The 26,156-nt window shown below is 64.8% G+C and carries 26 protein-coding genes; 16 read left to right on the forward strand and 10 right to left on the reverse strand.

The window, feature by feature from the left end; all coding sequences use genetic code 11:
• The first annotated feature begins 115 nt into the window (after positions 1 to 115).
• From ABLE71_RS16770 to era, 6 genes are all read left to right on the forward strand, one after another.
• The gene (locus ABLE71_RS16770) at positions 116 to 2,359 is read left to right on the forward strand and encodes a bifunctional (p)ppGpp synthetase/guanosine-3',5'-bis(diphosphate) 3'-pyrophosphohydrolase (protein ID WP_348784615.1); all 2,244 of its coding nucleotides are present in this window, start codon (positions 116 to 118) and stop codon (positions 2,357 to 2,359) included.
• A gap of 12 nt (positions 2,360 to 2,371) precedes the next feature.
• The gene (pyrE, locus tag ABLE71_RS16775; RefSeq protein ID WP_348784616.1) at positions 2,372 to 2,950 is read left to right on the forward strand and encodes an orotate phosphoribosyltransferase; all 579 of its coding nucleotides are present in this window, start codon (positions 2,372 to 2,374) and stop codon (positions 2,948 to 2,950) included.
• A 10-nt stretch (positions 2,951 to 2,960) separates the two neighbouring features.
• Positions 2,961 to 3,362: a holo-ACP synthase gene (acpS, locus tag ABLE71_RS16780; RefSeq protein WP_348784617.1), complete on the forward strand. Its 402-nt coding sequence runs from the start codon at positions 2,961 to 2,963 to the stop codon at positions 3,360 to 3,362.
• A 113-nt stretch (positions 3,363 to 3,475) separates the two neighbouring features.
• Positions 3,476 to 4,225, forward strand: a complete 750-nt coding sequence (gene lepB / locus ABLE71_RS16785) for a signal peptidase I (protein WP_348784618.1) — start codon at positions 3,476 to 3,478, stop codon at positions 4,223 to 4,225.
• A 13-nt stretch (positions 4,226 to 4,238) separates the two neighbouring features.
• Positions 4,239 to 4,955, forward strand: a complete 717-nt coding sequence (rnc, locus tag ABLE71_RS16790) for a ribonuclease III (RefSeq protein ID WP_348784619.1) — start codon at positions 4,239 to 4,241, stop codon at positions 4,953 to 4,955.
• On the forward strand, positions 4,955 to 5,863 hold the full coding sequence (gene era, locus ABLE71_RS16795) for a GTPase Era (protein WP_348784620.1): 909 nt from the start codon (positions 4,955 to 4,957) through the stop codon (positions 5,861 to 5,863). Before rnc ends, era begins: the two co-directional genes overlap by 1 nt.
• 29 nt (positions 5,864 to 5,892) lie before the next feature.
• On the opposite strand, the gene ABLE71_RS16800 is transcribed toward era, so the two are convergent.
• A complete protein-coding gene (locus tag ABLE71_RS16800; protein WP_348785137.1) occupies positions 5,893 to 7,053 on the reverse strand; it encodes an alpha/beta hydrolase in 1,161 nt (386 codons plus the stop codon).
• A gap of 184 nt (positions 7,054 to 7,237) precedes the next feature.
• Positions 7,238 to 8,140 (reverse strand): helix-turn-helix domain-containing GNAT family N-acetyltransferase, encoded by a 903-nt coding sequence (locus ABLE71_RS16805; protein WP_348784621.1) that lies wholly within the window; start codon positions 8,138 to 8,140, stop codon positions 7,238 to 7,240.
• Between the two features lie 70 nt (positions 8,141 to 8,210).
• Between ABLE71_RS16805 and ABLE71_RS16810 the strand changes: the two genes are divergently transcribed.
• The 3 genes from ABLE71_RS16810 (at position 8,211) to ABLE71_RS16820 (ending at position 12,395) form a co-directional block, all read left to right on the forward strand.
• Positions 8,211 to 8,450 (forward strand): hypothetical protein, encoded by a 240-nt coding sequence (locus ABLE71_RS16810; protein WP_348784622.1) that lies wholly within the window; start codon positions 8,211 to 8,213, stop codon positions 8,448 to 8,450.
• Positions 8,451 to 8,890: 440 nt separating this feature from the next.
• Positions 8,891 to 9,649 carry a DNA repair protein RecO gene (gene recO / locus ABLE71_RS16815; RefSeq protein ID WP_348784623.1) on the forward strand — a complete coding sequence of 253 codons (759 nt, stop codon included), beginning with the start codon at positions 8,891 to 8,893 and terminating at the stop codon, positions 9,647 to 9,649.
• Positions 9,650 to 9,656: 7 nt separating this feature from the next.
• Entirely contained in the window at positions 9,657 to 12,395 is a 2,739-nt protein-coding gene (locus ABLE71_RS16820; protein ID WP_348784624.1) for a DUF2339 domain-containing protein, read from the forward strand.
• A gap of 8 nt (positions 12,396 to 12,403) precedes the next feature.
• Here the strand turns inward: ABLE71_RS16820 and ABLE71_RS16825 are convergent, their stop codons facing one another.
• Positions 12,404 to 13,660, reverse strand: a complete 1,257-nt coding sequence (locus ABLE71_RS16825; RefSeq protein ID WP_348784625.1) for an MFS transporter — start codon at positions 13,658 to 13,660, stop codon at positions 12,404 to 12,406.
• Positions 13,661 to 13,874: 214 nt separating this feature from the next.
• Here ABLE71_RS16825 and ABLE71_RS16830 point away from each other — a divergent pair, with 214 nt between their 5' ends.
• From ABLE71_RS16830 to ABLE71_RS16850, 5 genes are all read left to right on the forward strand, one after another.
• Positions 13,875 to 14,393: an RNA polymerase sigma factor gene (locus ABLE71_RS16830; protein ID WP_348784626.1), complete on the forward strand. Its 519-nt coding sequence runs from the start codon at positions 13,875 to 13,877 to the stop codon at positions 14,391 to 14,393.
• Positions 14,390 to 15,181 (forward strand): anti-sigma factor, encoded by a 792-nt coding sequence (locus ABLE71_RS16835; protein WP_348784627.1) that lies wholly within the window; start codon positions 14,390 to 14,392, stop codon positions 15,179 to 15,181. The genes ABLE71_RS16830 and ABLE71_RS16835 overlap by 4 nt, the downstream gene beginning before the upstream one ends.
• A 225-nt stretch (positions 15,182 to 15,406) precedes the next feature.
• Positions 15,407 to 15,958, forward strand: coding sequence for a GNAT family N-acetyltransferase (locus tag ABLE71_RS16840; protein WP_348784628.1), 552 nt, complete (start codon positions 15,407 to 15,409; stop codon positions 15,956 to 15,958).
• Positions 15,955 to 17,418 carry a RimK family protein gene (locus tag ABLE71_RS16845; RefSeq protein ID WP_348784629.1) on the forward strand — a complete coding sequence of 488 codons (1,464 nt, stop codon included), beginning with the start codon at positions 15,955 to 15,957 and terminating at the stop codon, positions 17,416 to 17,418. Before ABLE71_RS16840 ends, ABLE71_RS16845 begins: the two co-directional genes overlap by 4 nt.
• Positions 17,419 to 17,712: 294 nt before the next feature.
• Positions 17,713 to 19,611 (forward strand): ABC transporter ATP-binding protein/permease, encoded by a 1,899-nt coding sequence (locus ABLE71_RS16850; RefSeq protein ID WP_348784630.1) that lies wholly within the window; start codon positions 17,713 to 17,715, stop codon positions 19,609 to 19,611.
• A 6-nt stretch (positions 19,612 to 19,617) separates the two neighbouring features.
• On the opposite strand, the gene ABLE71_RS16855 is transcribed toward ABLE71_RS16850, so the two are convergent.
• The gene (locus ABLE71_RS16855; protein WP_348784631.1) at positions 19,618 to 20,229 is read right to left on the reverse strand and encodes an HD family hydrolase; all 612 of its coding nucleotides are present in this window, start codon (positions 20,227 to 20,229) and stop codon (positions 19,618 to 19,620) included.
• The gene (locus ABLE71_RS16860; RefSeq protein WP_348784632.1) at positions 20,226 to 21,083 is read right to left on the reverse strand and encodes a folate-binding protein YgfZ; all 858 of its coding nucleotides are present in this window, start codon (positions 21,081 to 21,083) and stop codon (positions 20,226 to 20,228) included. The genes ABLE71_RS16855 and ABLE71_RS16860 overlap by 4 nt, the downstream gene beginning before the upstream one ends.
• A gap of 83 nt (positions 21,084 to 21,166) precedes the next feature.
• Here ABLE71_RS16860 and ABLE71_RS16865 point away from each other — a divergent pair, with 83 nt between their 5' ends.
• On the forward strand, positions 21,167 to 22,498 hold the full coding sequence (locus tag ABLE71_RS16865) for a dihydroorotase (RefSeq protein ID WP_348784633.1): 1,332 nt from the start codon (positions 21,167 to 21,169) through the stop codon (positions 22,496 to 22,498).
• Positions 22,499 to 22,508: 10 nt separating this feature from the next.
• On the opposite strand, the gene ABLE71_RS16870 is transcribed toward ABLE71_RS16865, so the two are convergent.
• The 4 genes from ABLE71_RS16870 to ABLE71_RS16885 form a co-directional block, all read right to left on the reverse strand.
• Positions 22,509 to 23,297, reverse strand: a complete 789-nt coding sequence (locus tag ABLE71_RS16870) for a hypothetical protein (RefSeq protein ID WP_348784634.1) — start codon at positions 23,295 to 23,297, stop codon at positions 22,509 to 22,511.
• 70 nt (positions 23,298 to 23,367) lie between these two features.
• Positions 23,368 to 23,625, reverse strand: a complete 258-nt coding sequence (locus ABLE71_RS16875) for a hypothetical protein (RefSeq protein WP_348784635.1) — start codon at positions 23,623 to 23,625, stop codon at positions 23,368 to 23,370.
• A gap of 135 nt (positions 23,626 to 23,760) precedes the next feature.
• Entirely contained in the window at positions 23,761 to 24,138 is a 378-nt protein-coding gene (locus ABLE71_RS16880) for a TIGR02301 family protein (RefSeq protein WP_348785138.1), read from the reverse strand.
• A 524-nt stretch (positions 24,139 to 24,662) separates the two neighbouring features.
• Entirely contained in the window at positions 24,663 to 25,058 is a 396-nt protein-coding gene (locus ABLE71_RS16885; RefSeq protein WP_348784636.1) for an NUDIX domain-containing protein, read from the reverse strand.
• A 91-nt stretch (positions 25,059 to 25,149) separates the two neighbouring features.
• Here ABLE71_RS16885 and ABLE71_RS16890 point away from each other — a divergent pair, with 91 nt between their 5' ends.
• Positions 25,150 to 25,908, forward strand: a complete 759-nt coding sequence (locus ABLE71_RS16890) for an SOS response-associated peptidase (RefSeq protein WP_348784637.1) — start codon at positions 25,150 to 25,152, stop codon at positions 25,906 to 25,908.
• A gap of 63 nt (positions 25,909 to 25,971) precedes the next feature.
• Here ABLE71_RS16890 and ABLE71_RS16895 read toward each other — a convergent pair whose 3' ends face one another.
• A complete protein-coding gene (locus ABLE71_RS16895) occupies positions 25,972 to 26,127 on the reverse strand; it encodes a transcriptional regulator (protein ID WP_348784638.1) in 156 nt (51 codons plus the stop codon).
• Positions 26,128 to 26,156 lie beyond the last annotated feature (29 nt).

Below are 26,156 nucleotides of genomic sequence, written 5' to 3' on the forward strand. Positions count from 1 at the left end.
TTCGCCGATTGGAACAACCGCCGCCACTTTCGTGACGGCCGTTTGGTAGCTATCTATGACATGCGCCGTAAACCTTTGCGGCGCATGATCTATTTCTGGCTGCGGAACTTCGCCCATGATGCGTCAATATGAGCTTGTCGAGCGCGTTCAGCGCTACAAGCCTGACGTGAACGAGGCGCTGCTCAACCGGGCCTATGTCTATGCCATGCAGAAGCATGGCCATCAGAAGCGCGCCTCGGGCGATCCGTATTTTTCCCATCCGCTCGAAGTCGCCGCGATCTTGACGGATATGCATCTCGACGAGTCGACGATTGCGGTCGCGCTTCTGCACGACACCATCGAGGACACTACGGCGACGAGGGCCGAGATCGACGAACTGTTCGGTCCCGACATCGGCAGGCTCGTCGAAGGCCTGACCAAGCTGAAGAAGCTCGACCTCGTCTCCAAGAAGGCCGAGCAGGCGGAGAACCTGCGCAAGCTCCTGCTGGCGATCTCCGAGGACGTGCGGGTGCTGCTCGTCAAGCTTGCAGACCGGCTGCACAATATGCGCACGCTCGACCACGTGCCGGATAACAAGCGTCTGCGCATCGCCGAGGAGACGATGGAGATCTACGCGCCGCTCGCCGGGCGCATGGGCATGCAGGGCATGCGCGAGGAGCTGGAGGAGCTCGGCTTCCGTTACATCAATCCCGAAGCCTACCGGACCGTGACCGAGAGGCTGGCGAGCGTATTCGAGCGCAACAAGGGCGTCGTCGGTGAAATCGAGCGCTCGCTCGCCGGGCTGTTCGAGAAGCACGGCATCGATGCCGAGGTGAAAAGCCGCCAGAAGAAACCGTGGTCGGTCTTTCGCAAGATGGAGGCGAAGGCGCTGTCCTTCGAGCAGCTTTCCGACATTTTCGGCTTCAGGGTGCTGGTCGGCTCGGTCGACGACTGTTACCGCGCGCTCGGCGCCATCCATACGGCCTGGTCGATGGTCCCGGGGCGCTTCAAGGATTATATCTCGACGCCCAAGCAGAACGATTACCGATCGATCCACACGACCATCGTCGGTCCGTCGCGCCAGCGTATCGAATTGCAGATCCGTACTCGGGAGATGAACGACATTGCCGAATATGGCGTCGCCGCCCACGCACTCTACAAGGACGGCATCGGCAAGACCAATGGCGCCGGGCAAAAAATCTCCAGCGAAACCAATGCCTACGCCTGGCTGCGGCGCACCATCGAGCAGCTGGCGGAAGGCGACAATCCGGAGGATTTCCTCGAAAACACGCGGCTGGAGCTGTTCCAGGATCAGGTCTTCTGCTTCACACCAAAGGGCATGCTGATCGCGCTGCCGCGCGGTGCGATCCCGATCGATTTCGCCTATGCCGTCCACACCGATGTCGGCGACAGCTGTGTCGGCGCCAAGGTCAACGGCCGCATCATGCCGCTGATGACCGAGCTGAAGAATGGCGACGAGGTCGAGATCATCCGCTCCAAGGCGCAGGTGCCGCCCGCCGCCTGGGAATCGATGGTGGTGACCGGCAAGGCGCGCGCTGCGATCCGCCGCGCCACCAAGATCGCCATCCGCAAGCAGTTCTCGGGGCTCGGCGTGCGCATCCTGGAACGCTCCTTCGAGCGCGCCGGCAAGACTTTTGGCAAGGAAAGCCTGAAGTCCGTCCTGCACAGGCTGGCGCGCAAGGATGTGGAGGATGTCCTGGCTGCCGTCGGGCGCGGCGAGCTTGCCTCGAGCGATGTCATGCGGGCGGTTTTCCCCGACTTCAAGGACGAGCGCGTCACGCAGCCGCACCAGCCGAAGCCGCAGCGCGAGGAGGGCTGGTTCAACCTGCGCAATGCCGCGGGCATGCTGTTCCAGCTTCCGGCCCGCGGCCGCAAGGGCAAGGACAAGGCGGAGCCGGAGGCGAAGGACGGCGCGGTGCCGATCCGCGGCGTCGGTGGCGACCTGCCGGTGCGGTTCGCCGAGGAAGGCGCCGTGCCGGGCGACCGCATCGTCGGCATTCTCCAGCCGGGTTCGGGCATAACCATCTATCCGATCCAGTCACCCTCGCTGCAGGCATTCGACGACCAGCCCGAGCGCTGGATCGATGTGCGCTGGGACATCGACGAGAGCAACAAGGAGCGGTTTCCGGCGCGCATTTCGGTGACCGCCATCAATGCGCCCGGTTCGCTTGCGGAGATCGCCCAGGTGATTGCGGTCAACGATGCGAACATCCACTCGCTGTCTATGATCCGCACCGCGCCCGATTTCACCGAAATGCTGATCGACCTCGAAGTCTGGGATCTGAAGCATCTGAACCGGCTGCTGACGCAGCTCAAGGACAACACCAGCGTCAGCAATGCGCTGCGCGTGAACGGCTGAATTGGGGCGGCGATGGACACCGGCGAAGTGATAGGGATTTTCCGTGAGGCGGGCGCGGTGCTGGAGGGCCATTTCATCCTCACTTCGGGATTGCGAAGCCCGATCTTCCTGCAGAAGGCCAGGGTTTTCATGCATGCCGACAAGACCGAGAAGCTGTGCAAGGCGCTGGCCGCCAAGATCCGTGCCGAGGTGCCCGGCCGGATCGACTATGTGGTCGGGCCGGCGATCGGCGGCCTGATCCCGGCCTATGAGACCTCCCGCCATCTCGGCGTGCCCGCGATCTGGGTCGAGCGCGAGGGCGGCGAATTCAGGCTGCGGCGCTTCGAGATCGAGAAGGGCGCACGGGTGGTCATCGTTGAAGACATCGTCACCACCGGGCTTTCCATCCGCGAAACGATCCGGTGCCTGCGCGATCTCGGCGCCGAGGTGCTTGCGGCTGCCTGCATCATCGATCGCTCGGCGGGCAAGACCGATGTAGGCGTGCCGCTGGTCGCGCTCGCCGAATACGAGGTGCCGGCCTATCCGGCCGATCGGCTTCCGCCGGAACTCGCGAAAATTCCGGCAGTGAAGCCGGGCAGCCGGAACATCTGAGCGGCCTATAATGATCCTCGGCATCGGCAGCGACCTGATAGACATCCGGCGTATCGAGAAATCGCTGGAGCGGCATGGCGAGCGCTTCGTCGCGCGCATTTTCACCGATGTCGAGAAGGCGCGTGCGGAAGGCCGGGCGCAGCGCGCCGCCTCTTACGCAAAGCGTTTCGCCGCCAAGGAGGCTTGTTCCAAGGCGCTCGGCAGCGGCATTTCCGAAGGCGTGTTCTGGCGTGACATGGGCGTGGTCAACCTGCCGAGCGGCCGGCCGACCATGCATCTGACCGGCGGCGCGGCGGCAAAGCTCGAACGGCTTGTGCCTCCCGATCACCGCGCGGTCATCCACCTCACGATAACGGACGAATTTCCGATGGCGCAGGCGTTCGTTGTCATAGAAGCGGTTCCGTATCGGTAGGTCGCCGGCGGGCGCCCGCCGTCTCGGTCCCGTCTCGGGGGGCCTCTGTCGGCATTGTGATTGCCCCATCCCGCTTCACCCCTTATACCCATCGGCGCACAATCGAGGACGACATGAGCGTGGCAGGCAAAACCGAGAAGAAATCAGGCGGGCTTGGCGAGACCGTCAGCGTCATCGTGCAGGCTCTGCTGCTTGCCCTGGTTATCCGCACCCTGTTCTTCCAGCCCTTTTCGATCCCGTCCGGCTCGATGCGGCCGACGCTGCTCGAAGGCGACTATCTCTTCGTCACCAAATGGGCTTACGGCTATTCGCGCTATTCGCTGCCTTTCGGCCCCAACCTCTTTTCCGGCCGGATTTGGGATACGCCGCCCGAACGCGGCGATGTGGCCGTGTTCAAGTTCCCGCCCAATCCCTCGCTCGACTACATCAAGCGGGTGATCGGCCTTCCAGGCGACCGCATTCAGATGCGCGGCGGCATTCTTTACATCAACGATCAGGCGGTGCCGCGCGTGAAAGTCGGCGAGATCGACAATCCCGACATTACCGAGGTCGACCGTCCGGTGGATGTCTACCGCGAGACGCTTCCCAACGGGGTATCCTACGACACGCTCGACCTGACGCAGAACGGGCTTGGCGACGAGACGCGCGAGTTCGTCGTGCCGCCGGGCCATTATTTCATGATGGGCGACAACCGCGACAATTCCACCGACAGCCGCTTCACCGTCGGCTTCGTGCCTGAGGAGAACCTGGTCGGCCGCGCCAACATCATCTTCTTCTCGATTGCCGGCGGCGCCAGCCCGCTCGAGATCTGGAAGTGGCCGTCGTTGATGCGTCCGTCGCGGCTGTTCAACTGGGTGCATTGAGAGGGCAGGCTGCATGCCCTTGAAACGTCCGACAGGCGAAGCACTGGCCAAGGAAATCGCGGCCAGGACCGGTTACGTATTCAAGGATCTGCGCCTTCTGGAAACGGCTTTGACCCATTCCAGCGCCGTCAAGGCGGCAAGCAACAATGAGCGCCTGGAGTTCCTCGGCGACCGTGTCCTTGGGCTCGTTGTCGCGGACATGCTGCTGAAGCAGTTTCCAGACGCCAGGGAAGGGGAGATTGCTCCTCGTTTCAACGCCCTGGTCGACGCGCGCACCTGCTCCATGATCGGGACCGAAATGGAACTCGGCAAATACATGCGCGCCGATTCGGCGCTGACGTCGGGCGCACGCCGGGCCGGGGGGAACTATCTCGCCGACGCCGTCGAGGCTCTGATCGCCGCGATCTATGTGGATGGCGGGATCGACTCAGCCCGCGCCTTCGTCCTGCGCTACTGGGAGCCGCTTTCGCTGAGGGCGGTCGACAAGCCGGTCAATCCGAAAGGTGAGCTGCAGGAGTGGATCGCCAAGTCGAGCGACGGGCGCCCGGTCTATGTCATCGAGAGCCGGGAAGGTCCCGACCACCAGCCCGTATTCACCGTTTCCGTGCAGGTGAACGGCTACAGCCCCATGACCGGAAGCGGCAGTTCCCGTCGTGCGGCCGAGGAGGCGGCAGCCGCCGCCTTTCTTTTGCGCGAGGGCGTGTGGACGGCCGAGAAGGTTCCAGTGTGATGACCGAGGAGAGCCCCAGGACGCGTTCGGGCTTCGTCGCGCTGATCGGCGCGCCGAATGCCGGCAAGTCGACGCTGGTGAACCAGCTGGTCGGCGCCAAGGTGTCGATCGTCACGCACAAGGTGCAGACGACGCGCGCGATCGTGCGCGGCATCGCCACCCATGGCGATGCCCAGATCGTCTTTGTCGACACGCCGGGTATTTTCAAGCCGCGTCGCCGGCTCGACACGGCGATGGTGACGACCGCCTGGGGCGGCGCCAAGGATGCCGATATCGTCCTCGTCCTGATCGATGCGGAGCGGGGCATCAAGGGCGACGCCGACACGCTGCTCGACAAGGTCGCGACCGCGATGCAGCCGAAAGTGCTGATCCTCAACAAGGTCGATCGGGTCAAGCCGGAGACGCTGCTCGACCTCGCCAAGGCTGCCAACGACAGGGTGGAATTCCAGCGCACCTTCATGGTTTCCGCGCTGACCGGCTCGGGTTGCAAGGACCTTCTCGACTATCTCGCGCAGGCCTTGCCGGAAGGTCCGTGGTATTATCCCGAGGACCAGATCTCCGACCTGCCAATGCGTCAGCTTGCCGCCGAGATCACGCGGGAGAAGCTCTACCTTCGGCTGCACCAGGAATTGCCCTATTCCTCCCATGTCGAGACGGAGAAATGGGAGGAAAAGCAGAACGGCTCCGTGCGCATCGAGCAGGTCATCTATGTCGAGCGCGACAGCCAGAAGAAGATCGTGCTCGGCCACAAGGGCGAGACGATCCGCGCGATCGGCCAGGCCGCGCGCAAGGAGATCGGCGACATACTCGACCAGAAGGTGCACCTCTTCCTGTTCGTGAAGGTGCGCGAGAATTGGGGCGACGATCCCGAGCGCTACCGCGAGATGGGCCTGGACTTTCCGAGGTAAGGCGTCAGCGGTCCGCTGCCGGCGCCGCTTTACAGCCCGTCGAACCAGGCCTTCCATTGCGGCACGGCGCTGGCAAAGGTGCCGCGATGCGTCGTGTCGCCTGTTGAAACCGCCTCGACCGCTGGATTGCCGTTTCCGATGGCGCTCTGATAAGTCATCGCCAGGCGGCCGAGACCGGGCGTAATCACCTCGTCGGTCTCGCCGTAATAGTTGCGCACCGGCGATTTGACGATCCAGCGATAGGCCGTCGTCTGGGCGACGAGCTTGCCATAGGCCGACGCTGCGAAATACTGCGCGTCGAAATAATCGGCACGGATGAGCTTGTGCAGGTCGGACGGCACATCGGCCGGATCGAACGGTTCGCGTTCATAGACCTTGCGGGCGATGTCATAGGACTCGTAGGTGAACAGCGACCGCGCCAGCCCCGGCACGCCGTAATAGTTCTCGAACGCGAACGACGACAGGATGAACAGCGAATTCACCCAGACCGCATCGATCTTGCGGGGAAAATTGAGAAAGCCGTTGAGCGCGACGAAAATGTCGACGGGCGCGCTCGCCGTCGCCGCGCCTTCGACCTTCACGCCGGCGCTCTCGAGTTTTTCGAGAAAGGCCATCGTCACGAATCCGCCCTGCGACCATCCGCTGATGAACAGCTTGCCGCTCGCAAGCTTCATGTGATCCAAGACGGCCCCGCTCGCCATCAGCATGTCATAGGTCGCCTGCTGGTGGCTCGCCTTCACCATGTAGCCTTCAGGCTCTTTCGAAGACCCCATGCCGAAATAGTCGGCGCCGATGACGAGGTAGCCCTGACCGGCGAACTGCGCGATCATCAGTTGCGTCTCGGGCGACTGCTCGGGGAAAGACGGCACCTCCTGTTTGCCGTAAACGGTGCCGTGCTGATACGACACCATCGGAAACGTCGCGCCGGCGGCATCGGGGATGGCGATCAGGCCGGTTGCCACGATCGGTTTGTTGCCGCGCTCGGGCACCACCGACGAATAGGTCACGCGGTAGAGCTTCACCGCGTTGCGCGCCGCGCTGTAGGTGACGGGAATGCCGGCGAATTTCGGGGTATCGACGGTGACAATCGTGTTCAGCCGTTCGACGTCCCAGCGGTCGAGATATTCGTACTGGACGTCGGAGGTGACGCGAACCGCGCCCTTGTCCTGCGCAACGGCAGGCGGCGTCATTCCGGCCATGCCCAGCACGAGGACGACAAAAGCAAGCGCCCGAACGGCTATCGGCATCGACACTCTCCAGCGTTGGACTGCGGGCCAGACCCTGCTCTCTGGCTGCTTAACCTTCACTGAATCGGGCAGTACCGATCAGCAACGTCATCGTGCCGTCGCGAAGAGGGCAAAGAGCAGTTCCGTTTCATGGAGCGTGCGCCTCCGGTCCGAGTTCCTTTTCGAACCAGAAGTCGGCGTAGGGGTTGTCGTTGTAGCGTCTGGTCTCGTGGTAGCCGGCCTTGCGATAAAGCGCCTGAGCCTCAAGCAGCGACCTGTTCGTGTCGAGCACCATGCGCGTCAGTCCGGACTGCCGCGCCTCGTGTTCCAGCGCTTCGAGAAGACGGCGCGCCAGGCCGAGCCCGCGCGCCTCGGGGGCAATCCACATGCGCTTGATCTCGCCGGTATGCGCGTCGATCGGCTTCAGCGCGCCGCATCCGATCGCGTCTCCCCTCAGCCGCGCGACCAGGAAAACGCCGGACGCATCGGCCGCCGCGGGTTTGCCGGCATAGCCGCCATTGCCCGGGTCGAAGCCGCCGTCGAAACGATCGTCGAGTTCCCTGTAATATGCCCCGACACATCGCTGCGCATCGGCGCTACTCTCGGGCTCGGCATCGATCGTGACAGCCGCCGCATTCATCAGCGCTTCGACTTCCGCCATGGCGGCGACGAGCCGGTCGCGCTGGCCTGTGCTCAAGCCGTCGAGCAACGATCGGGCAAGATCGTCCGACAGCGAGTCGTAGGCGGCATGTTCCAGCCGGCCTTTCGCCGTAAGCGTCACCAGCCGCCGCCGCTTGTCGCTGCGGTCACTGTCCACCGCGACCAGACCCTCGGCTTCGAGCGATTTCAGCAGCCGGCTGGCATAGCCCGAATCCAGGCCGAGCCGCTCGCGCAGCGACCGTATGTCGCTTCCCTCCGGGCCGATCTCGAACAGCAGCCGCGCCTGACCGAGCGGCCGGCCGCGTCCGAGATAGCTGTCGTCGAGCGCGCCGGTATGGAGCGTGACCGCACGATTGAAGCTGCGGACCTGTTCTATGAATGGCCTGTCCATTTATCTGACTTTAGTCAGATAGTTGCGATTTGCCAAGACAGGCAGGCGTCCTGGGGCGGACAAATCAGTCGTGGGCAGTGATCTCTGGGAAAGGTTGCGGGCCTGCGGCGTGGAGAGCCTCTCCGGCCAACCCGTTGATTTCCTTCGATATCGAAAAATAATCGCGCCTGTTCATTCACGCCTGTTCCGCCTGCGCGATACTTACGCCATCGCCCACGCGGGAACCCTGGTGCGCACCCGGGGATCAGGGGAGGGCGGCGGCGCCGGATCGGTCGCGCTAACGGTGGCGCGGCTGGGTGATGAGCCCTGAGGTCCGGGCCCTGACCGAGGTCGCGCGGTGATAAAATTCGCTGCGTCCCCTCCAGGTAGGGCAAGAACGCCGGCGGGGCGCGGGAAACCGGCCACGTAACTATAATTGAGAGGCTCGGCCCCGTGCCCCGCTTCCCGACTACTGCTCCCGTGGCGAGCAGTGTTCTTTGACAAAGGCCAGACGGCGATTGCCGGGCGTGGCAACGGTGAAGCACGCCCTCCGGCCGAAGGCCGAGCCCGCGACCGCGGGTCGCCGGTCATCCGGCGCCTCTTGAGCTTGTCGAAGGGGCGGAGGGCCAGCTGCCGCAGGCAGCGTTGCGGCCCGTGAGCGAAAGGACCCCGCGTGGCGACGGTGGAGCTTGGCTTGAGCACCGGTCTCATAAATCTTGAACCCTGGGGACATCCTTGATTTCGTTGTGCAAGCGGTGGAAGGCTGTATCCATGGAATGGCGCGACGAGGGAATCATTCTCGGCACCCGCAGACATGGCGAGACCAGCGCCATTCTCGAGGTGATGACACGTCGCCATGGGCGGCATCTCGGCCTCGTGCGCGGCGGCCGCTCGCGCAAGCAGCAGCCCGTGCTGCAGGCCGGAAACCGTGTTGATCTCCTGTGGCGCGCGCGGCTCGACGAACACCTCGGCACGTTCCAGACCGAGGCGCTGGACCTCAATGCGGCACGTTTGTTCGACAGCGCGGCCGCGATCTACGGCCTGCAGACCCTCGCCGGGCATCTGAGGCTGCTGCCCGAGCGCGACCCGCATGAGCGGCTCTACGAAACGCTTGGGCTGGTCATCGAGCATCTCGACGATCCGCGGGCCGCGGGGGAACTCGTCGTGCGCTTCGAGATCATGATGCTCGACGAACTGGGTTTCGGCCTCGACCTTTCCGAATGCGCCGCGACGGGCGTGCGCAGCGACTTGGCCTATGTGTCGCCGAAGTCCGGGCGAGCGGTGTCGCGCAGCGCCGGCGAACCGTGGCGCGACCGGATGCTGGCGCTGCCGGATTTCCTGCTTCATGCGGGGCTGCGCGCCGACGCCGGCGCCATTGAAGACGCGTTCCGGCTGACAGGCTTTTTCTTCTCCCGCCATCTCTACGAGCCGCGCGGCTTCGGCGAACCCGAAGCCCGTGCGGCGTTTATCGGTGCGCTGCGCCGGCGCCATGCCGGGCCGTCGGGGGGCAGCGGGGAAAGCGCGGCATGAGGAGCACATGTTCGACAGTCTGATCGGCACCATCGCCATCGTTGCGCTGATCGTCGTCGTCGCGCGCCAGAACGGCCGCATCCGCCGGCTCGAGCGCGAGTTCGGAGCGCTGCGCGCTTCCATTCTGGCCAACCCGCCGGCGGTCGAACAGCCAAAGGCCGCGCAAGCCGATGTGGGTGCCGAAGCTTCCGTCGTGGAAACGTCGACAACCGATCTTTTGCACACCTCGCAATCCGTGACCGCGGAGACGTCGTCAGAGCCAGGCCCATGGGCGAGGGCTGTTGCCGCATCCGCCTCGGATGCGTCGGTGACTTCCGAGCCCGTGCAGGCGGAGCCGGCGATGGCGGCCGGGTCGGATACCGCCCCCAAAAGCCCCGACATCGAGACGGCGCTCGGCACGCGCTGGGCGGTGTGGGTCGGCGGCCTCGCGCTGGCGCTCGGCGGACTGTTCCTCGTTCGCTATTCGATCGAGGCCGGTATTTTCGGCCCCGGCGTGCGCCTCGCCATGGCCGGGCTGCTCGGGCTGGTTCTGGTCGGCGGCGGCGAGTTCGTCCGGCGCACTGGCTTCAAGGTTCCGGTCGAGGGCGCCGCTGGCGCCTATGTGCCGGGCATACTGACCGCGGCTGGCGCCTTCACGCTGTTTGGGACGGTCTACGCCGCACATGGCATCTACGGCTTCATCGGCCCGACATTCGCCTTCCTTCTGCTCGGCGTCATCGGCGTCGGCTCGATCGCGGCCGCGCTGGTGCACGGCCAGGCCTTGGCCGGCCTTGGCCTCCTGGGCTCCATGGCGACCCCCGCGCTGGTCTCGTCGCAATCGCCGAACGTCTGGGCGCTGTTCGGCTATCTGGCGATCGTGCTCGTCGCCAACACCGCGATCGCTCGGATGCGCGACTGGAAATTCCTCGCCTCGGCGGGTTTCGTCGGCATCGGTCTGTGGACGATCGTCTATCTCGGCGAGGCGCCGATCCCCGATTTCATCGTGCTGATGTTCGTCAGCCTGGTTACGCTCGCGACGCTCTTTTTCATCTGGCTGAGGCCTATGGACGGTGGCGCTTCGAATACCTTTGACTGGCCGACCATCGTGCCGGCGTTTTTCCTGGCGCTGACGGCGGCTCTGCTCCTGGCCGGGCCCGAATATCAGGCGCTCGGCGGCATCCCCTACGGCGCCGTCCTGATCTTCGCAATGCTGGTCGTCGCGTTCTACCGTCCGACCGGCCTGCCGCTGCTGCATGCTGCCGGCATCGCCACCGTGCTCGTGCATGCGCAGGCGGCCTTGACCGGATCGTTCGCCTTCCAGTTCTCCGGTGGGGAGGTGTTACTCGAAGGATTCGCGGCGTCGCCCTACGTTTCGGCGCTTCGTCCGGCAGGCATCGTGCTTGCGATCATCTTCCTCGTCGACGGGTTCTGGAGCGCATGGCGCAGCGCTGGTTCCGACCAGGCACGGGCGGCGGCCTGGGCCGGCTGGGGAACGCTGGTGCCGCTGGTCGTGCTCGTGTCGCTGTGGGTCGCCTTCGGCGATCTCGACCGCGACCTCGGCTATGCGGCGGCGGCCCTCGTCCTGACGGCCGTCCTTGTCGCCGGCGGCGAAGCAATCGCACGCCGCGAAGCCCCACCGCTCACGGGAGGGCTCGCCGTTTCCTTCGCACTGCTCGGTGCCGGAGTTGCCGCGATGCTGATGCTGCACATGGCTTTCGGTCCGCTGTGGACGACGATGCTCGCCGGCCTGCTCGCGGTCGTGCCGGCCTTGGCAACGCGGATGCGGACCTACCCGGTGCTCGGATGGCTCTCGGTCGGCGCAGTCATCGTCGTTCTCGGCCGTGCCGCCTTCGACCCCACGATCGTCGGCGCGATGCTCAGCAGGACGCCGGTGTTCAACGCGCTGCTGCCCGGCTACGGCGTGCCGGCGCTCGCCTTCGGCTTCGCCGCCTGGCAGCTTGCGCGCACGACCGCCGGCAGGCCACGTCTGGTCATGGAGGCCGCCGCGGCGCTGTTCACATTGCTGACGCTCGCGATGATCGTGCGCCACGCCATGAACGGCGGCGTCATCAACACGAACGCGCCGACGCTTGCCGAACAGGCGATCTACACGCTGATCGCCATCGGCGCCGGTGCGATCCTGGTCGCGCTCGACCTGCGCTCGCCAAGCTCGGTGCTCCGGATCGGCTCCCTTGCCGCAGGCGTGGTGTCGGTGGCGCTGGTCGCGTCGCAGCACTTCATTGTGCTCAATCCGGTCGTCACCGACGAGTCGACCGGCAAGATCCCGTTCTTCAACCTGCTCTTCCTCGCCTATCTGCTGCCGGCGATCGCGGCCGGGGCGCTCGCGCTCTATGCGCGCGGCAGGCGCCCGAAATGGTATTCCGCAATGCTTGGGCTGCTCGCCTCGGCGCTGCTCTTCGTTTATGCGACGCTGTCGGTGAGGCGGCTGTTCCAGGGCGAGCACATCGGCTACTGGGCCGGCATGGGCCAGCTCGAAACTTACGCCTATTCCGCACTGTGGCTCGCCATGGGCGTGGCGCTGCTGGTCGCTGGCGTGTGGCAGAAGTCGCAGGTGCTGCGCATTGCCTCGGCGGTGCTGATCGCTGTCGCCGTGGCCAAGGTCTTCATCTTCGACATGTCCGAACTTGAAGGCGTGCTGCGCGCGCTCTCCTTCATCGGTCTCGGCGCCGTTCTGATCGGCATCGGGCTGTTTTACCAGAAGCTGCTGACCAGGGCGGCGGGGTCGACCGCCGCCCCTGCATCGTAGCGCCGAGCCTACTCCGCCGGCGCCAGTTGCAGCCGCTCGACGGGCTTTTCCTGGATCGGCCAGTGGACGATCGCGGCGAATATGCCGAGCGCCACGCCGAGCCACCAGACCGGATCGTAGCTCCCGAATCGGTCGTAGAGGTAGCCGCCGAGCCAGACGCCAAGGAACGAGCCGATCTGGTGCGACAGGAACACGACGCCGCCGAGCATGCCGAGGTGGCGCGTGCCGAACATGATGGCGACCAGCGCGTTTGTCGGCGGCACGGTCGACAGCCACAGCAGGCCCATGACGATGGCGAAGACGATGACGCTGGTTGGCGTCTGCGGCAGGAGCAGGAAGGCCGTGACCGCGATCGAACGTCCGATATAGATCCCGGCGAGGAACTTCGGCTTCGAATAGCGCTGCCCTATGACGCCTGCCGAGAGGGAGCCGATGATGTTGAAGAAGCCGATCAGCGCGAGCGCAATCACCGCATAGCGCGCATCGATGCCGAGGTCGCCGATATAGGCGGGGAAGTGCGCGGTGATGAACGCGACCTGGAAGCCGCAGACGAAAAATCCCGAGACGAGCAGCGTGTAGCTGCGATGGGCGAAGGCTTCGCTGAGCGCGCCGCCGATCGTCTGCTGCATGGCCTGGCTTGCCGCCGCATTGTGCGAACTGCCACGCAACGGCATGGCGAGAACGGGAATAGCGAGCATCATCACCGCCATGATGATCAGACTGTCCGACCAGCCATAGGTGTCGATCAGGCCCTGGCTGATCGGCGCGAAGAGAAACATGCCGGCCGACCCGGCCGCGGTGCCGATGCCAAACACGATGGAGCGCTTCTCTGGCGGCGTATGCCGGGCGAAGGCCGCGAGCACGATTGAGAAGGAACCTGCGGCGACGCCCAGGCCCACGAGCACGCCGCCGCCCACGTGCAGCATTGTCGGGCTGTCCGCGATGGCCATGAGATAGAGGCCGGTGGCGTAGATCAGACCCCCTAGCGTGAGCACGCGCCAGGTTCCGTAGCGGTCGGCGATGGCGCCGAAAAACGGCAGGCCGAGCCCCCAGAACAGGTTCTGCAGCGCCATGGCGAGACCGAATGTTGTGCGGTCCCAGCCCTTATCCGCGAGCATGGGTAGTTGGAAGAAGCCCATGGCCGAGCGCGGCCCGAAAGTCAGCGCTGCGATCAGGCAGCCGCAGATGATGATCAGCCACGGGACCGATCTTGCTGCGCCCGATCTTGCTGCGGCAGGGGCTTGGGTTTGTGTCGAGGCGGTCATTTAAATTCTCCGCAAGAAACGTTTTCTACTCCATCGGCCTGACCGCGCAAAATGAATAGGTCGCATGGATTGCTTCAATCTCATTGATGCAAGGCTGGAAGAAACCGATGCGTGCTGTCGTTAGTGATGCGGGAGGACCGTGGCTGACGCCCGGCTTGTGCAACGTGGCGAACAGGGGTTCAATCAAGACGATTTGTGGCAGAGACAGGCCGGCATGGACGAAAGAAAGGCGGCGATCCTTGCGGAGATACCCCGTCTCAGGCGCTACGCACGCGCCCTGTTGCGTGACCCGGATTCGGCCGACGACCTCGTGCAGGATTGTCTTGAGCGCGCGCTTGCGCGCATGGACAATTGGCGCACCGGCGACAACCCGCGGCGCTGGCTTTTCACGATCATGCACCATCTCTTCGTCGATCAGGCGCGCAAGACGAAGCGCCGTGCCGAGGTCATCATGCTGACGCTCGACGATTCCGAGGCCATGTCGTCGCCGGCGGAGCAGGTCGAAAGCATCGCTTCGCGCGAGATCATGGACGCCCTGCAGGCGATCAGCCCCGAGCGCCGCGCGGCGCTCGTGGTCGTCGGCATCGAAGGGTTCTCTTATGCGGAAGCCGCGACGATGCTCGGCATTCCGGCGGGCACGCTGATGTCCCGGGTCGCGCGCGGCCGCGAGGAGTTGCGTGGATTGTTAGACGACGTCGCCCGCCGTCGCGCCATCAGGGTGGTCGAGCGATGACCCGGCGCGATTTCAGCGAACGCGACATCCACATGGCGCTCGACGGCGAACTGCCCCAGGAGGAACGCGCCGACTACGAGGCGTGGCTTGATGAATATCCGGAAATGAAGGCGAGGAGCGTTCGTTTCGAATCGGACCGGGCGCGCCTGCGGGACGTCTTCGCCGATGTCCTTGATGAACGTGCGCCCGACCGCCTGACGAATCTTGTCACCGGGGAGGCGAGGAGACCGACGGCCGGTGCGCCGCGCTGGCGGATGGCGACCGCAGCTGCACTGCTTCTCGCGATCGGCGCAGGCGGAGGTTACTTTGCCGGCATGGGCGGCGTCGGCCTCGAAGCGCAGGCCGAGGATGAACTCGCTGAAGAGGCGATCGCCGCCCACACGATCTACGCAGCGGAACAGCGCCACGCCGTCGAGGTTGGCGCCAACGACAAGGAGCATCTGCTCGGCTGGCTGTCGAAGCGGCTTGGCCTGACGCTGATCGCGCCCGACCTGACGGCCGAGGGCTTCGAACTGGTCGGCGGGCGGCTGTTGCCAGCAGGCCAGAAGGCGGCAGCGCTGCTGCTCTATGAAGACGCGAAGGGCAACCGTATTTCGATATATGTGACCGCCGAAGGGGAAGAGAAGGCGAAGGGAATCTACAAGCTCGAAACCGGCGACGCGAGCGCCGTCTATTGGCTGGACAAAGGCTGGGGCTGCGCCGTGGTAGGCACGCTGCCGCAGGAACAACTGCTCGATGTCGGACGGAAAGCCTACCGCCAAATGCTGGCTGGCGCAGGCATGGCGTGAGACGTCTTCCCGGCGGCGGGCAGCAGCCTGACGCGGTGCCGTCGGAAAGTGCGCCGCCTCGCGGAAAGTCTCCGGAGGAAAGCCCTGTTGATCATCTTGCGCCGCGCCACAATTCAGCCCAAATCAAAGAGCGATAGCGCGATGATTGCCCCTGCGTGACAGGCCCGGGCAGCGTCAGTTCCACCAGACCCTTTCTCCCTCAATCACGAGGCTTCCGTTTTCCGCATGGTTGCCGACATCCGCCGGGCTCGCGCAAGTGATGTCGACGCTTTGCTGGCGATCGAGAATGCAGTTTTCCAGACCGACCGGCTGTCGCGCCAATCCCTTCGCCGCCTGATCGGCCGGCCCTCTGCGACCGTGCTCGTCGCCGACATCGGCGGCGAGGTCGCCGGTTATTGCATCGTGCTGCTTCGGGCGGGCAGTGCGACCGCTCGCCTCTACTCCGTTTCGACTGCTCCGGACATGGCGGGGCAGGGCATCGGGCGTGCGCTGGTGCAGGCCGCCGAAGCAGCCGCCGTCGCGGAGGGAAAGCGTTTCTTGCGGCTTGAAGTCCGCCAAGACAATACGCGCGCCGTGTCGATCTATGAACGCGCCGGTTTTCGGCGGATAGGCAGCAAGTCCGACTACTATCAGGACGGCATGACCGCGCTTCGCATGGAAAAGCCGCTGATCGCGAGCGGGTCCGCGGCCCGAATTGGAAATGGCAACGCAACTTTCGCCACGAGTGGATCGTTGTCCAGGCTGGCTGAGCAGACTTCGAGGCGCGCGTCCCGATGACCTGGGTTATCCTGACCGGCAGGCAGAGCGACCTCGACCAGGTGGCGACGCCGCACAAGATCATCACCAATCGAGACTATCTCGCACATCCTTCGTTGTTCCGCGGTCAGCGCCCGAAGGTCATCAACCTGTCGAACAGCTACGGCTATCAGAGCCGCGGCTACTACGCGTCGCTGCTCGCGAGTTCGCGCGGGCACAGGGTCATCCCGACAGTCGAGACGATCATCGACCTCTCTGAGCCGAAGCTCTACGAGGCGGCGCTGCCCGAACTCGAACTCGCGCTCAACAAGTGCCGCAAGGAGCTTGGCGGCACGTTTCCCGCCAAGGTGTCCTTCTTTTTCGGCATTGGTCCCTCCAAGGCCTGGGACCGGTTCGCCAAGTTACTGTTCGACTGGTTTCGCGCGCCGACGCTGGAGGTGTCGATACGCGACAGCATGGAATGGGCCTCCATTCGCAAGATCGGCTTCCTGCCCGTGATCCGGTTGGAGGGCGAGGAGAAGACGCGTTTCCTTGCCAGCCTCGACGCCTACACCAGTCGCGAGTGGCGCGACAGTAAGGCGCGCACGCCGTCGCGCTACACTTTCGCAACGCTGGTCGATCCGAACGAGGCGCTTGCGCCGTCGGAAATTTCATCGCTGCGCTACTGGGCGAAGATCGCGGAAAAGATGGGCGTCGAAGTCGAGCCGATCACAAAGAAGGATCTGGCCAAGCTCGCCAATTACGATGCGCTGTTCATTCGCGAGACGACGTCGATCTCCAACCACACCTATCGCTTCGCCCGCCGCGCTCAGCAGGAGGGCATGCCGGTCATCGACGATCCGCTGTCGATGATCCGCTGCACCAACAAGGTCTATCTCAACGAGTTGATGGCCTACAACAAGGTGCCCGTTCCGCCGACTGTGATGATCGCGAGTTCGGCTGACTTTGAGGTGGCGGCGGACAAGCTGGGTTTCCCGCTGGTGCTCAAGATTCCCGACAGCTCGTTCTCGCGCGGCGTCAAGAAGGTCTCTTCCCTGGACGAGTTGAAGCGGCTGGCGACGACGTGGCTCGAGGATTCCGACCTCTTGATCGCACAGAAATACCTGCCGACCGACTATGACTGGCGGGTCGGCGTGTTGGGCGGCCAGCCGCTCTTCGCGGTGCACTATCTGATGGCGAAAAAGCACTGGCAGATCGTTAACCACGACCGTGCCGGCAAGCCGCTTCAGGGCGGCATCAAGACGTTCACCCTGAAGGAGACGCCGCCGCTTGTCGTGGAGACGGCGGTCAAGGCTGCCCGCTGCATAGGCGACGGGCTCTACGGCGTCGATCTGAAGGAGACGAAGGACGGCGTGTTCATCATAGAGGTGAACGACAATCCGAACCTGGACCACGGCTGGGAGGATTCTGGCGAAAAGGACGAGGTCTGGATCCGACTCACCCAGTGGTTTCTCGACCGGTTGGACCGGCCTGGACGGTAACAGGGCGGCACCTGGATCGCAGCTTTTTGCAGAAGCATCACGAAAAACCCTTACAGAACAGATCATTAGGACCCGTGAAAGGTAGGTCAGCGCCGCTGGCATAACCCAGGGTAATCCGCCACTTGTCTGACAATTGGTTTGAAGATGCCCGAATCATGGTATCTTCATGGTAAAAAAGGGGCAAAGGGTGGGAATGAAAACCGGACGAGTGTCGTGAGACCTCGGCTGCCTGTGAGGGGATCGGGACGCGACGGCAAGGCTCAGGCGCCACCGCCACGGACTCCGGTTTCGTCGATGCGCAGTTTCTGGGGCCTGATGAGAGCCTACTGGTTCTCGGATCGCTGGAAGGAAGCGTGGGCGCTGACCTTCGTGATCGCGCTGTTCACGGCCGCCGCCAGCAAGACAAGCGTATGGATGGCCGAAGCCTCCGGCGACCTCGTCAATTCGATCGCCCGTTTCCACGACATAACCAACGTCGAACCGCTCCCCTATCTCTTGAGCAGCGCCGTCATCCTTGTCCTTCTGGTCGTGCTCAAGGATGTCCTGATCATCGGCTGCCGCCATTTGGTTTCGACAACCCTGCATCGCAAATGGCGCAGCTGGCTGGATAGCTGCTTCAACGACGCCCTGCTCGATCCAAACCACACGCACTTCCACCTTCAGCACGGCAGCCAGAATGCCGACGGGGCGCGCGTGGACCCGCCCGACAACATCGACCAGCGTGTACAGGAATCGATCAAGGGCATGACCGGCGGGGCGATCGGCCTCGCCATGGGCGTGATGGGCGTCATCACATCGCTCTATTTCGTCGGTCAGAAGCTGATCGAGCAGTCGACGGCGATCGACGGGCTTGAGTTCCTCGGTACCTACGCCGCTGCGGTTCTGGCCTTCGCGGCGGTCGGCATCTATGTACCGCTCAATACCTGGTTTGCGCTCAAGATGGGCGGGCTGATGGAACGCCTGACCATCGCCATGCAGCGCGCCGAGGGAAGCTATCGCGCGGAACTGACGATGCTTCTCAGGCGCAGCTTCCACGTTTCGGCTACGCGCGGCGAGGATGTACAGAAAAAGATGCACGCCCGCCTGTACACCGACATAGACCGCACCTGGGCGAAGCTCAACTGGGTCAACACTGCCTATCAGTCGTTCGAGCGCATCTACAATTTCTTTGCTGCGCGCATCATCGCCTATCTGCCCGGTCTGCTGCCTTATGTCAGCAACAACATCAGCCTGAAGAGCTATGTCACCGGCGCCGAGCTGGTCAACTCGCTGATCGCCCAGTGCTCCTGGTTCATCGACGTCATGCCGGCAATTGCCACGCTCAAAGCCAATGCCCGTCGCATTACCGATCTGGCCTGTGCGATCGAAGACGTGCAGGACCCCGACGATTTTTACAGGCGCACCGGCAACCGCGAACTGCGCTACGGCTCGCAGAACCCGGTGTTCGGGCTCACCATCCGCAATCTAGACCTCATGCACCAGGGCGCGCAGGCGTCGCCGTTCCTCACCGTCCGCAATGTGCGCTTCCGGCGCGGCGAGTGGACCTACATGAAGGGCGAGTCCGGCAGCGGCAAGACCTCGCTGATCAAGGCGATCAACGGCCTGTGGCCTTACGGTCGCGGCGATATCGTGTTTCCCGAAAGCGTCAAGACGTTCTACGCCGCGCAGGATGTGAAGCTGCCGCAACTGACGCTCAAGGAACTCGTCTGCCTGCCCGATCCCGCTTCACGGCACTCGGGCGCCGATGTTGCAGCGGTTCTCGTCAAGGCCGGACTTGGCGATCTCGCCGACCAGCTTGGCAGCGAAAGCCGCGACGGCGTCATCTGGGACCAGCTTCTGTCGGGCGGCCAGAAGCAGAAGCTTGTCGCCGCCCGCATCCTGCTCCAGCAGCCCGGGCTGCTTTTCCTCGACGAGGCGACCGGCGCGCTCGACCCGGACGCCAGGATCGCATTCCATCAAGCGATCAAGGACAATTGCCCGCGCGTCACCGTGATCAGCGTGATGCACGAGGCGATTCCGCCGAGGTCGGCGACGGGCGCCGAGTTCTACGACAGCTTGCTGACGGTGGCCGACGGAGTTGCGACGAAGACGCCGCTCGCGCGGCTGCCAACCGAACGCACCACAATTGTCGTACAGGCGGGGCCGGCCGAAACCAAGCGGCTTCGCCTTCCCGTGAGCATTAGGCTGCGGTAGCCCGGGTCAGGAACGCTCCTTCTCGATGGCAGCGAAGCGCTTCAAGAACGCTGCCTGGACGGTCTTGGCCGGTTTGCAGGCGAGGTCGAAGCGGTCGGCGGAAATACCGCGTGGCCTGCCGAAGAACTGCGCCGCTTCGGCAAGCGAAAACCCTGCAAGCCCGGTCGCCTCGAAATAGGCGGCGACCTGATCGGCCCGCTTGATGTCGTGCCTGAGTTTCTCGGAAGGTTCCGCGGGCAGACCGAAGCGGATGTGGATCGCGCGCTGCAGCCGCTGCTCGACCGCCTTGTAACCGCCGCCCACCGCCGCCTTGAACGGCGAGATCATGTCGCCGATGACATATTCCGGCGCGTCGTGCAGCAGCGCCGCAAGCCGCGCGTCGGGCGAGGGGCCGGGCACCAGGGAGCAAAAGATGTCCTCGACCAGCAGCGAATGCTGCGCCACGGAAAAGGCATGGTCGCCGGCCGTCTGGCCGTTCCAGCGTGCCACGCGGGCAAGACCGTGCGCGATGTCGGCGATCTCGACATCGAGAGGCGAGGGATCGAGCAGATCGAGCCGGCGCCCCGACAACATGCGTTGCCATGCGCGCGGCGGAGCGCCGATCCTGTCGGCCATCACGCCTCCTCGCCCGACGCCTGCTCGGGATAGGTGAACGTTGCCCAGGCCGGTATGGCGACCGATATCGGGACGCCGTCTGCCTCGATCGGTACGCCTGCGTCGAGCGCGTCCTTGACCCGGTCGATTCGCAGGATCGCCAACCCCTTGCCGTCGGCCGCCGATCCGAAGGTGCCGACTGACCGTCCGTTGGCGACGATCTCGGTCCCCGGCAAAGGCAATCGATCGCCCGTGACGATCAGCACGCGGCGGCGGGCAGTGCCCCGATGCTGCATGCGCGATACGACCTCCTGCCCGACATAGCACCCCTTGCGGAAGCCGATGCCGTCCATCTGGTCGAGCAGGACGTCGTGGGCAAACGAGTCGCCCAGTGCGTAATCCGTGCCGCTCTCGGCGATCCCGTTGGCGACGCGCAATGCGTGCCATCCGGCGACGTCGCCGTCGGCCGCGCAATCAACATAGGACCGCCAGACCGGTGACGACGGCGGGAAGCGCGTATCGCGCAGCCAGCCTGAATCATTTTCTGAAGCGGTTGAATCGGCGCCCCACGAAACCGCCACAAGCGATTCATCCTGCTTGGAAATCTCGACTTTGGCGCGCAGCTTGTAGAGGGCCAGCCTGCGCACGAAATCGTCGGCGATGTCGGCGCGGCATTCGAGACGGAAGCGGTCGGCGCCATTGCGTGAGATGAGGAAGTCGAACAGGATCTTGCCCTGTGGGGTCAGCAACGCGGAGGGTTTTGCTTCGCCGGGGTTGAGCGCGTCGAGGTCGGCCGTGACGATGTTCTGCAGGAAGTGCTCCGCGTCCGGGCCGGAAACGGAGACGATTGCGCGGTCGTCGAGGCGGGCAGTCGGCATGGGCGGACGGGAACCTGATCTTGCAAATGGCGCGGCCTTTACGTAAGCCGCAGCGGGCGGGGCGGCAAGGGCAACCGGACGGCATGGCAGCGACCTACGACCTCATCCTGACAGGCGGCACGGTCGTCAATCACGACGGGCAGGGTGCACGCGACATCGGCGTGAGCAACGGCCGCATAGCCGCGATCGGCGACCTTTCACTTGCCTCGTCCCGCGAACGGGTCGACTGCCGCGGGCTGCATATTCTGCCCGGCGTCATCGACAGCCAGGTGCATTTCCGCGAACCAGGGCTGGAGCACAAGGAGGACCTGGAAACGGGTTCGCGCGCAGCGGTGCTTGGCGGCGTCACCGCCGTGTTCGAGATGCCGAACACCAGCCCGCTGACATCAAGCGAAGCGGCGCTCGCCGACAAGGTCAGGCGCGCGACGGGCCGCATGCATTGCGACTTCGCCTTCTGGGTCGGCGGCACGCGCGAGAACGCCAAGGACGTCGGCGAGCTGGAGCGCCTGCCTGGCGCGGCCGGCATCAAGGTGTTCATGGGTTCTTCGACCGGCGACCTCCTGGTCGAGGACGACGAGGGCGTCGCCTCTATCCTGAGGAATACGCGGCGCCGCGCGGCATTTCATTCGGAGGACGAGTTCAGGCTGCGCGAACGTCTCGGCGAACGCGTGCCGGGTGACGCATCCTCGCACCCGGTCTGGCGCGACGAGATCGCAGCACTCCGCTCGACCGAGCGGCTCGTGCGCATCGCCCGCGAGACGCGGGCGCGCATCCATGTGCTGCACATCTCCACCGCCGAGGAGATCGGCTTCCTCGAAGCGCACAAGGACGTTGCGACCTGCGAGGCGACGCCGCACCACCTGACCATGTCGGCGGACGACTACGCGCGCCTGGGCACACTGCTGCAGATGAACCCGCCCGTTCGGCACGCGCGCCACCGCGACGGCATCTGGCGCGGTGTTTCGCAAGGCATCGTCGACGTGCTCGGCTCGGATCATGCGCCCCATACGCTGGAGGAGAAGGCGAAGCCGTATCCAGCGTCGCCTTCCGGGATGACCGGCGTGCAGACGCTGGTGCCGATCATGCTCGACCATGTGAATGCCGGCCGCCTGACGCTGGAGCGTTTCGTCGACTTGTCGAGCCACGGACCGAACCGCATCTTCGGCATCGCCCGCAAGGGCCGCATTGCCGCCGGCTACGACGCCGATTTCACGATTGCGGACATGAAGCGGGCCGAGACCATCACCAACGCTCAGGCGGGCTCGAGGGCCGGCTGGACGCCCTATGACGGCAAGCGGGTCACCGGCTGGCCGGTCGGCACGGTGGTGCGGGGAAACCGCGTCATGTGGGAGGGCGAGATCGTGGCGAAAGGGCAGGGACGCCCGGTCGAGTTTTCCGAAGCGCTGCGGAAATAGTCGGGCGCGCTTACTCTCCCGCGACGAAGAACGCCCAGTGACCATCCGGCGTGATGCCGACGCGGTAGAAGATGTAGGTCCCGAACTGCTTCATGTCCTCGAGGTCGCCGGCGGTGACGATCTTGAAGAGTTCCACCTTCTGCCTCGAATCGAGCTTGTCGAGCGGGATGCCGAAAAAATAGGGCCAGACATAGATCTCGTTGGGCGTGCCGGCCTCGAGGTGGACAAAACCGGCATTCAGCACCTCCTCCATGATGGCGAGGATTTCCCGGCCTTCGGGATCCCCGGACAAGCCCTTCAGGAAATCGATGGGATCGCCTTCGATGTCGCCGAAGGAAAGCTGGGTCGTGGCGGCCCCGAGGCCGATCAGCGGGCGAAGCTTTTCGATCTCGCCGCTCTTGGCGGCTTCGACGATCAGGTCGTGCATGCGCCGGACGGGTTCGGGCAGGCGGTCGAGATTGTAGACGATCTCGGGCAGGGGCCCGTTCTCGTCGATCTCCGGCCGCGCGATCGCGTTCTGCCCGCCGCCGAGATCTTCTGGGTCGTTCGCGTCGGGGGACGACTGCTGGAGCGGATCCGGCGGCGGCACTGTATCGCCGGGGATCAGGATGCCCGGCAAAGCCGGGTCCTCGCCCGGCGCCGCGGAGGGCGGCGGCAACTCTTCGCGCCCGATCTCGCTGAGCGCGGCGGCGGGGCCGGCGGACAACAGCGCCGGTCCGGCGAGGGACGACGCCGCGAGCCAGACGAACGCCAGCCTGCCACAGGCCTTCCGTTTCTGCCACGCGGTCACGAAATGCATCGTCTTTCTCCGGCGTCGCTTCTCACCCGGTCCGCTCCCGTTCGATCAGGGAACGGCCGGACGGGTCCAGTCAATGCCGCGATTGATCCGGCGCGAATTCCCCCGCGATCACCCGGTCGCGCATGCGCTCGATCATCGTCAGCGCCGCGGGCTCGCCGCTGGCGCGCAGCAGTTCCGCAAGCGCGGTGGTGAGCGCCGCCTCGGCGATGATCTCGGGTTCGATACCGGCCGACAGTCCCTCGGCCCAGGCTTCGCTGTGATTTTCAGCAGCGCTAAGCCGCTTTTCCTCCCTGACCAGCGCGTCGAGGTCGGTGACGCCATGTTCCATGCGGAATTCCACCTTTCAGGCGTTGAACCGAGCACGTTTGGTTCAACTTGACCTGTCCCTTTAATGTCCCATTAAGCTTCTAACACAGCCGGGCGGCCATGTACGCCCCGGCATGGGCGAAAAGTTAACCGCCTCTTAATTTCCGTAGCGGGCGGCGAGGTCGCGGGCAAGGTTCTCGCCCTCGATCGTGTATCGGCTTATCGCTTCCGTCGCCGAGGCGGTGCACTTGGTGTAGGTGCTCTCGAAGGAACGGTAGCCGCGATTGAAGCTCGCGATGAAGCGTGCGCGCCGCTCCGGCACCGGATTTTCGGCGGCGAGCAGCCGCTCCATCGTGCTGCGCCACTGGTTGCCCTTGTCGCCGCAGAGATTGCGCAGGAAATGCAGCGAGCCCATCACCTCGGCGATGCGCAGGAGACCGGCCTCGTAGGGCGCGTCGAGCGCCGCCGCCGGACGCGACAGCGCCAGGGGGGCGATCAGAACCAGAGCCGCCATGATTGTGGTAAGCCGCCGCATGCCGCCCTTGTGGCGAAACAATTTGGCCGCCGCAAGGCGGATTCTGCTCCGATGCGCTACCTCCCTCGGGGGAGGAGGGAAAGGCAAGCTTCACCGTTGCCACGCCCGCCGAAGCGTCTGGCCTCTTCAAAGAACGCTCCTCGCCGTCGGGAGGAGAAGTCGGGAAGCGGGGCACGGGGCCGAGCCTCTCAATTTGTTAGTACGTGGCACGGTCTCCCGCGCCCCGCCGGCGTTCTTGCCCCGGCGGAGGACACGGCCGTTGCCGCTGGTCTCCGTCGGGGCCCGGACCTGGGGGTTCATCACCCAGCCGCGCCACCGTTAGCGCGACCGATCCGGCGCCGCCGCCCTCCCTGATACCCGGTGCGCACCAGGTTCCCGCGAGGGCGATGGCCAAAGTATGCGGGAGGTTCGATCGGTGTGAATGAACAGGCCCGATTATTTTTCGGGATCGAGCGAAATCAACGGGTTGGCGAATATGTCTATCCGCGTCGATCTTCTCCGAGATCCGCAGACACACCTATCGCCTACTTCCCCAGCAGCCCGCGTCCCACCTCCAGCACGGAGTCCAGCACCGGCAGCGCCTCCATCTCCACCAGCGTGAAGAAGGTCGCCTCGGCGGCGTCGTCGGCTGCCACGGGCTCGCCGCCGGCATAGCGGCCGAAGAAGACCTGGAGGTCGTAGTCGACCTCGTCGCCCCCGACGGCAACGCGCACCAGCGGGGAGAGCGGGCCGGCCGAGAGCCCGGTTTCCTCGGCGAGCTCGCGCCGCGCGGCTTCCTCAAGCGTCTCGCCGGGTTCGACGCGTCCGCCAGGAAAGGCGTAGTAGCCGAGCGAGGGCGCACGTCCGCGCAGCACCAGCAACAGACGGTTGTCGTGCTGCAGGGCAACGGAGACTGCGGCGAGGATCTGTCTTCCAGTCATGTCCGTGCCGGCCGGTTTTCCACCGGCATCCTTGCCGGCGCGGGTTCGAGGCCCCACCTTGTGCCTGACGATTCGAAAGGCATCAAAGCAAATGTGCGGACGCTTCGCCTTCACGGCCAGCCTGGAGGAATTGCTGGCGGTGCTCGGGCTGATCGATGTCGAGGATTTTCCGCCGCGCTACAACATCGCGCCGACGCAGCCTATCCTGCTGGTCATCGCCGGCAACCGGCGCGAGCCGGGCTCCAACCTTCCCGACCGGCGCGCCATGCTGGCGCGCTGGGGGCTGATCCCGGCCTGGGCCAAAAACCCGGCCGACATGCCGCTGAACATAAATGCGCGCTCGGAGACGGCGGCCGAAAAGGCGTCGTTCAAGGCCGCCATGCGCCACCGCCGCGTGCTGATCCCGGCCTCCGGCTTCTACGAATGGCGGCGCGTCGGCCGGCGCCCGCAGGCCTATTGGGTGCGGCCGAGGAGCGGCGGCATCGTCGCCTTCGGCGGGCTGATGGAGACCTATGCCGAGCCGGGCGGATCGGAGATCGATACCGCCGCGATCCTGACCACGGGCGCGAGCCCCGACATCGCCCATATCCATGACCGCATGCCGGTGGTGATCAAGCCCGAGCATTTCTCGCGCTGGCTCGATTGCCGGACTCAGGAGCCACGCGACGTGGCCGACTTGATGCGCCCGCCGGAAGAGGGGCTTTTCGAGGCGATCCCCGTATCCGATAAGGTCAACAAGGTCGCGAACACCGGTCCGGATCTGCAGGAGCGCGTCGAACCCGCGCCGGAACTTACGGCCGCGCCTGAAAGGCAAATGCCCGGCGATGCCGGGCAACTGACGCTATTCTAGGATTCCAGCCGATCGGTCTTCAGGCGCGTCGCGGCTGTCTTCCGCGGTCTCGCGCCGGGACTTTCAGGCAGCCTTGTTGGCCACTGTCGCCTGCTTCTTCTTCGGCGCGCAGATCAGCGCCGCGACGATGGCCGCCGGGCCGATGGCGCGGTAGTGCTTGGCGAGAGCCGGGGCCGCCTTGGCGGTCGTGCGTTCGGCTTCGCTCTTCTTCGGTGACATTTCTTTCTTCCCTTTGGTCATGGTCGTCT

The organism is Mesorhizobium sp. KR9-304 (assembly GCF_040049215.1).
In the GTDB taxonomy this organism is placed as follows: Bacteria; Pseudomonadota; Alphaproteobacteria; order Rhizobiales; family Rhizobiaceae; genus Mesorhizobium_K.

Bases quoted from the DNA above. Each gene is read 5' to 3' on its own strand.
- ABLE71_RS16875 (WP_348784635.1), bottom strand. From the start codon at position 23,625: ATGGAACATGGCGTCACCGACCTCGACGCGCTGGTCAGGGAGGAAAAG.
- ABLE71_RS16830 (WP_348784626.1), top strand. From the start codon at position 13,875: ATGGACGAAAGAAAGGCGGCGATCCTTGCGGAGATACCCCGTCTCAGG.
- ABLE71_RS16865 (WP_348784633.1), top strand. From the start codon at position 21,167: ATGGCAGCGACCTACGACCTCATCCTGACAGGCGGCACGGTCGTCAAT.
- ABLE71_RS16850 (WP_348784630.1), top strand. From the start codon at position 17,713: ATGCGCAGTTTCTGGGGCCTGATGAGAGCCTACTGGTTCTCGGATCGC.
- ABLE71_RS16845 (WP_348784629.1), top strand. From the start codon at position 15,955: ATGACCTGGGTTATCCTGACCGGCAGGCAGAGCGACCTCGACCAGGTG.
- ABLE71_RS16805 (WP_348784621.1), bottom strand. From the start codon at position 8,140: ATGGACAGGCCATTCATAGAACAGGTCCGCAGCTTCAATCGTGCGGTC.
- ABLE71_RS16890 (WP_348784637.1), top strand. From the start codon at position 25,150: ATGTGCGGACGCTTCGCCTTCACGGCCAGCCTGGAGGAATTGCTGGCG.
- ABLE71_RS16840 (WP_348784628.1), top strand. From the start codon at position 15,407: ATGGTTGCCGACATCCGCCGGGCTCGCGCAAGTGATGTCGACGCTTTG.
- ABLE71_RS16860 (WP_348784632.1), bottom strand. From the start codon at position 21,083: ATGCCGACTGCCCGCCTCGACGACCGCGCAATCGTCTCCGTTTCCGGC.
- ABLE71_RS16820 (WP_348784624.1), top strand. From the start codon at position 9,657: ATGTTCGACAGTCTGATCGGCACCATCGCCATCGTTGCGCTGATCGTC.
- acpS (WP_348784617.1), top strand. From the start codon at position 2,961: ATGATCCTCGGCATCGGCAGCGACCTGATAGACATCCGGCGTATCGAG.
- ABLE71_RS16870 (WP_348784634.1), bottom strand. From the start codon at position 23,297: ATGCATTTCGTGACCGCGTGGCAGAAACGGAAGGCCTGTGGCAGGCTG.
- era (WP_348784620.1), top strand. From the start codon at position 4,955: ATGACCGAGGAGAGCCCCAGGACGCGTTCGGGCTTCGTCGCGCTGATC.
- ABLE71_RS16825 (WP_348784625.1), bottom strand. From the start codon at position 13,660: ATGACCGCCTCGACACAAACCCAAGCCCCTGCCGCAGCAAGATCGGGC.
- ABLE71_RS16770 (WP_348784615.1), top strand. From the start codon at position 116: ATGATGCGTCAATATGAGCTTGTCGAGCGCGTTCAGCGCTACAAGCCT.
- ABLE71_RS16835 (WP_348784627.1), top strand. From the start codon at position 14,390: ATGACCCGGCGCGATTTCAGCGAACGCGACATCCACATGGCGCTCGAC.
- lepB (WP_348784618.1), top strand. From the start codon at position 3,476: ATGAGCGTGGCAGGCAAAACCGAGAAGAAATCAGGCGGGCTTGGCGAG.
- ABLE71_RS16880 (WP_348785138.1), bottom strand. From the start codon at position 24,138: ATGCGGCGGCTTACCACAATCATGGCGGCTCTGGTTCTGATCGCCCCC.
- ABLE71_RS16885 (WP_348784636.1), bottom strand. From the start codon at position 25,058: ATGACTGGAAGACAGATCCTCGCCGCAGTCTCCGTTGCCCTGCAGCAC.
- recO (WP_348784623.1), top strand. From the start codon at position 8,891: ATGGAATGGCGCGACGAGGGAATCATTCTCGGCACCCGCAGACATGGC.
- ABLE71_RS16800 (WP_348785137.1), bottom strand. From the start codon at position 7,053: ATGACGCCGCCTGCCGTTGCGCAGGACAAGGGCGCGGTTCGCGTCACC.
- pyrE (WP_348784616.1), top strand. From the start codon at position 2,372: ATGGACACCGGCGAAGTGATAGGGATTTTCCGTGAGGCGGGCGCGGTG.
- rnc (WP_348784619.1), top strand. From the start codon at position 4,239: ATGCCCTTGAAACGTCCGACAGGCGAAGCACTGGCCAAGGAAATCGCG.
- ABLE71_RS16895 (WP_348784638.1), bottom strand. From the start codon at position 26,127: ATGTCACCGAAGAAGAGCGAAGCCGAACGCACGACCGCCAAGGCGGCC.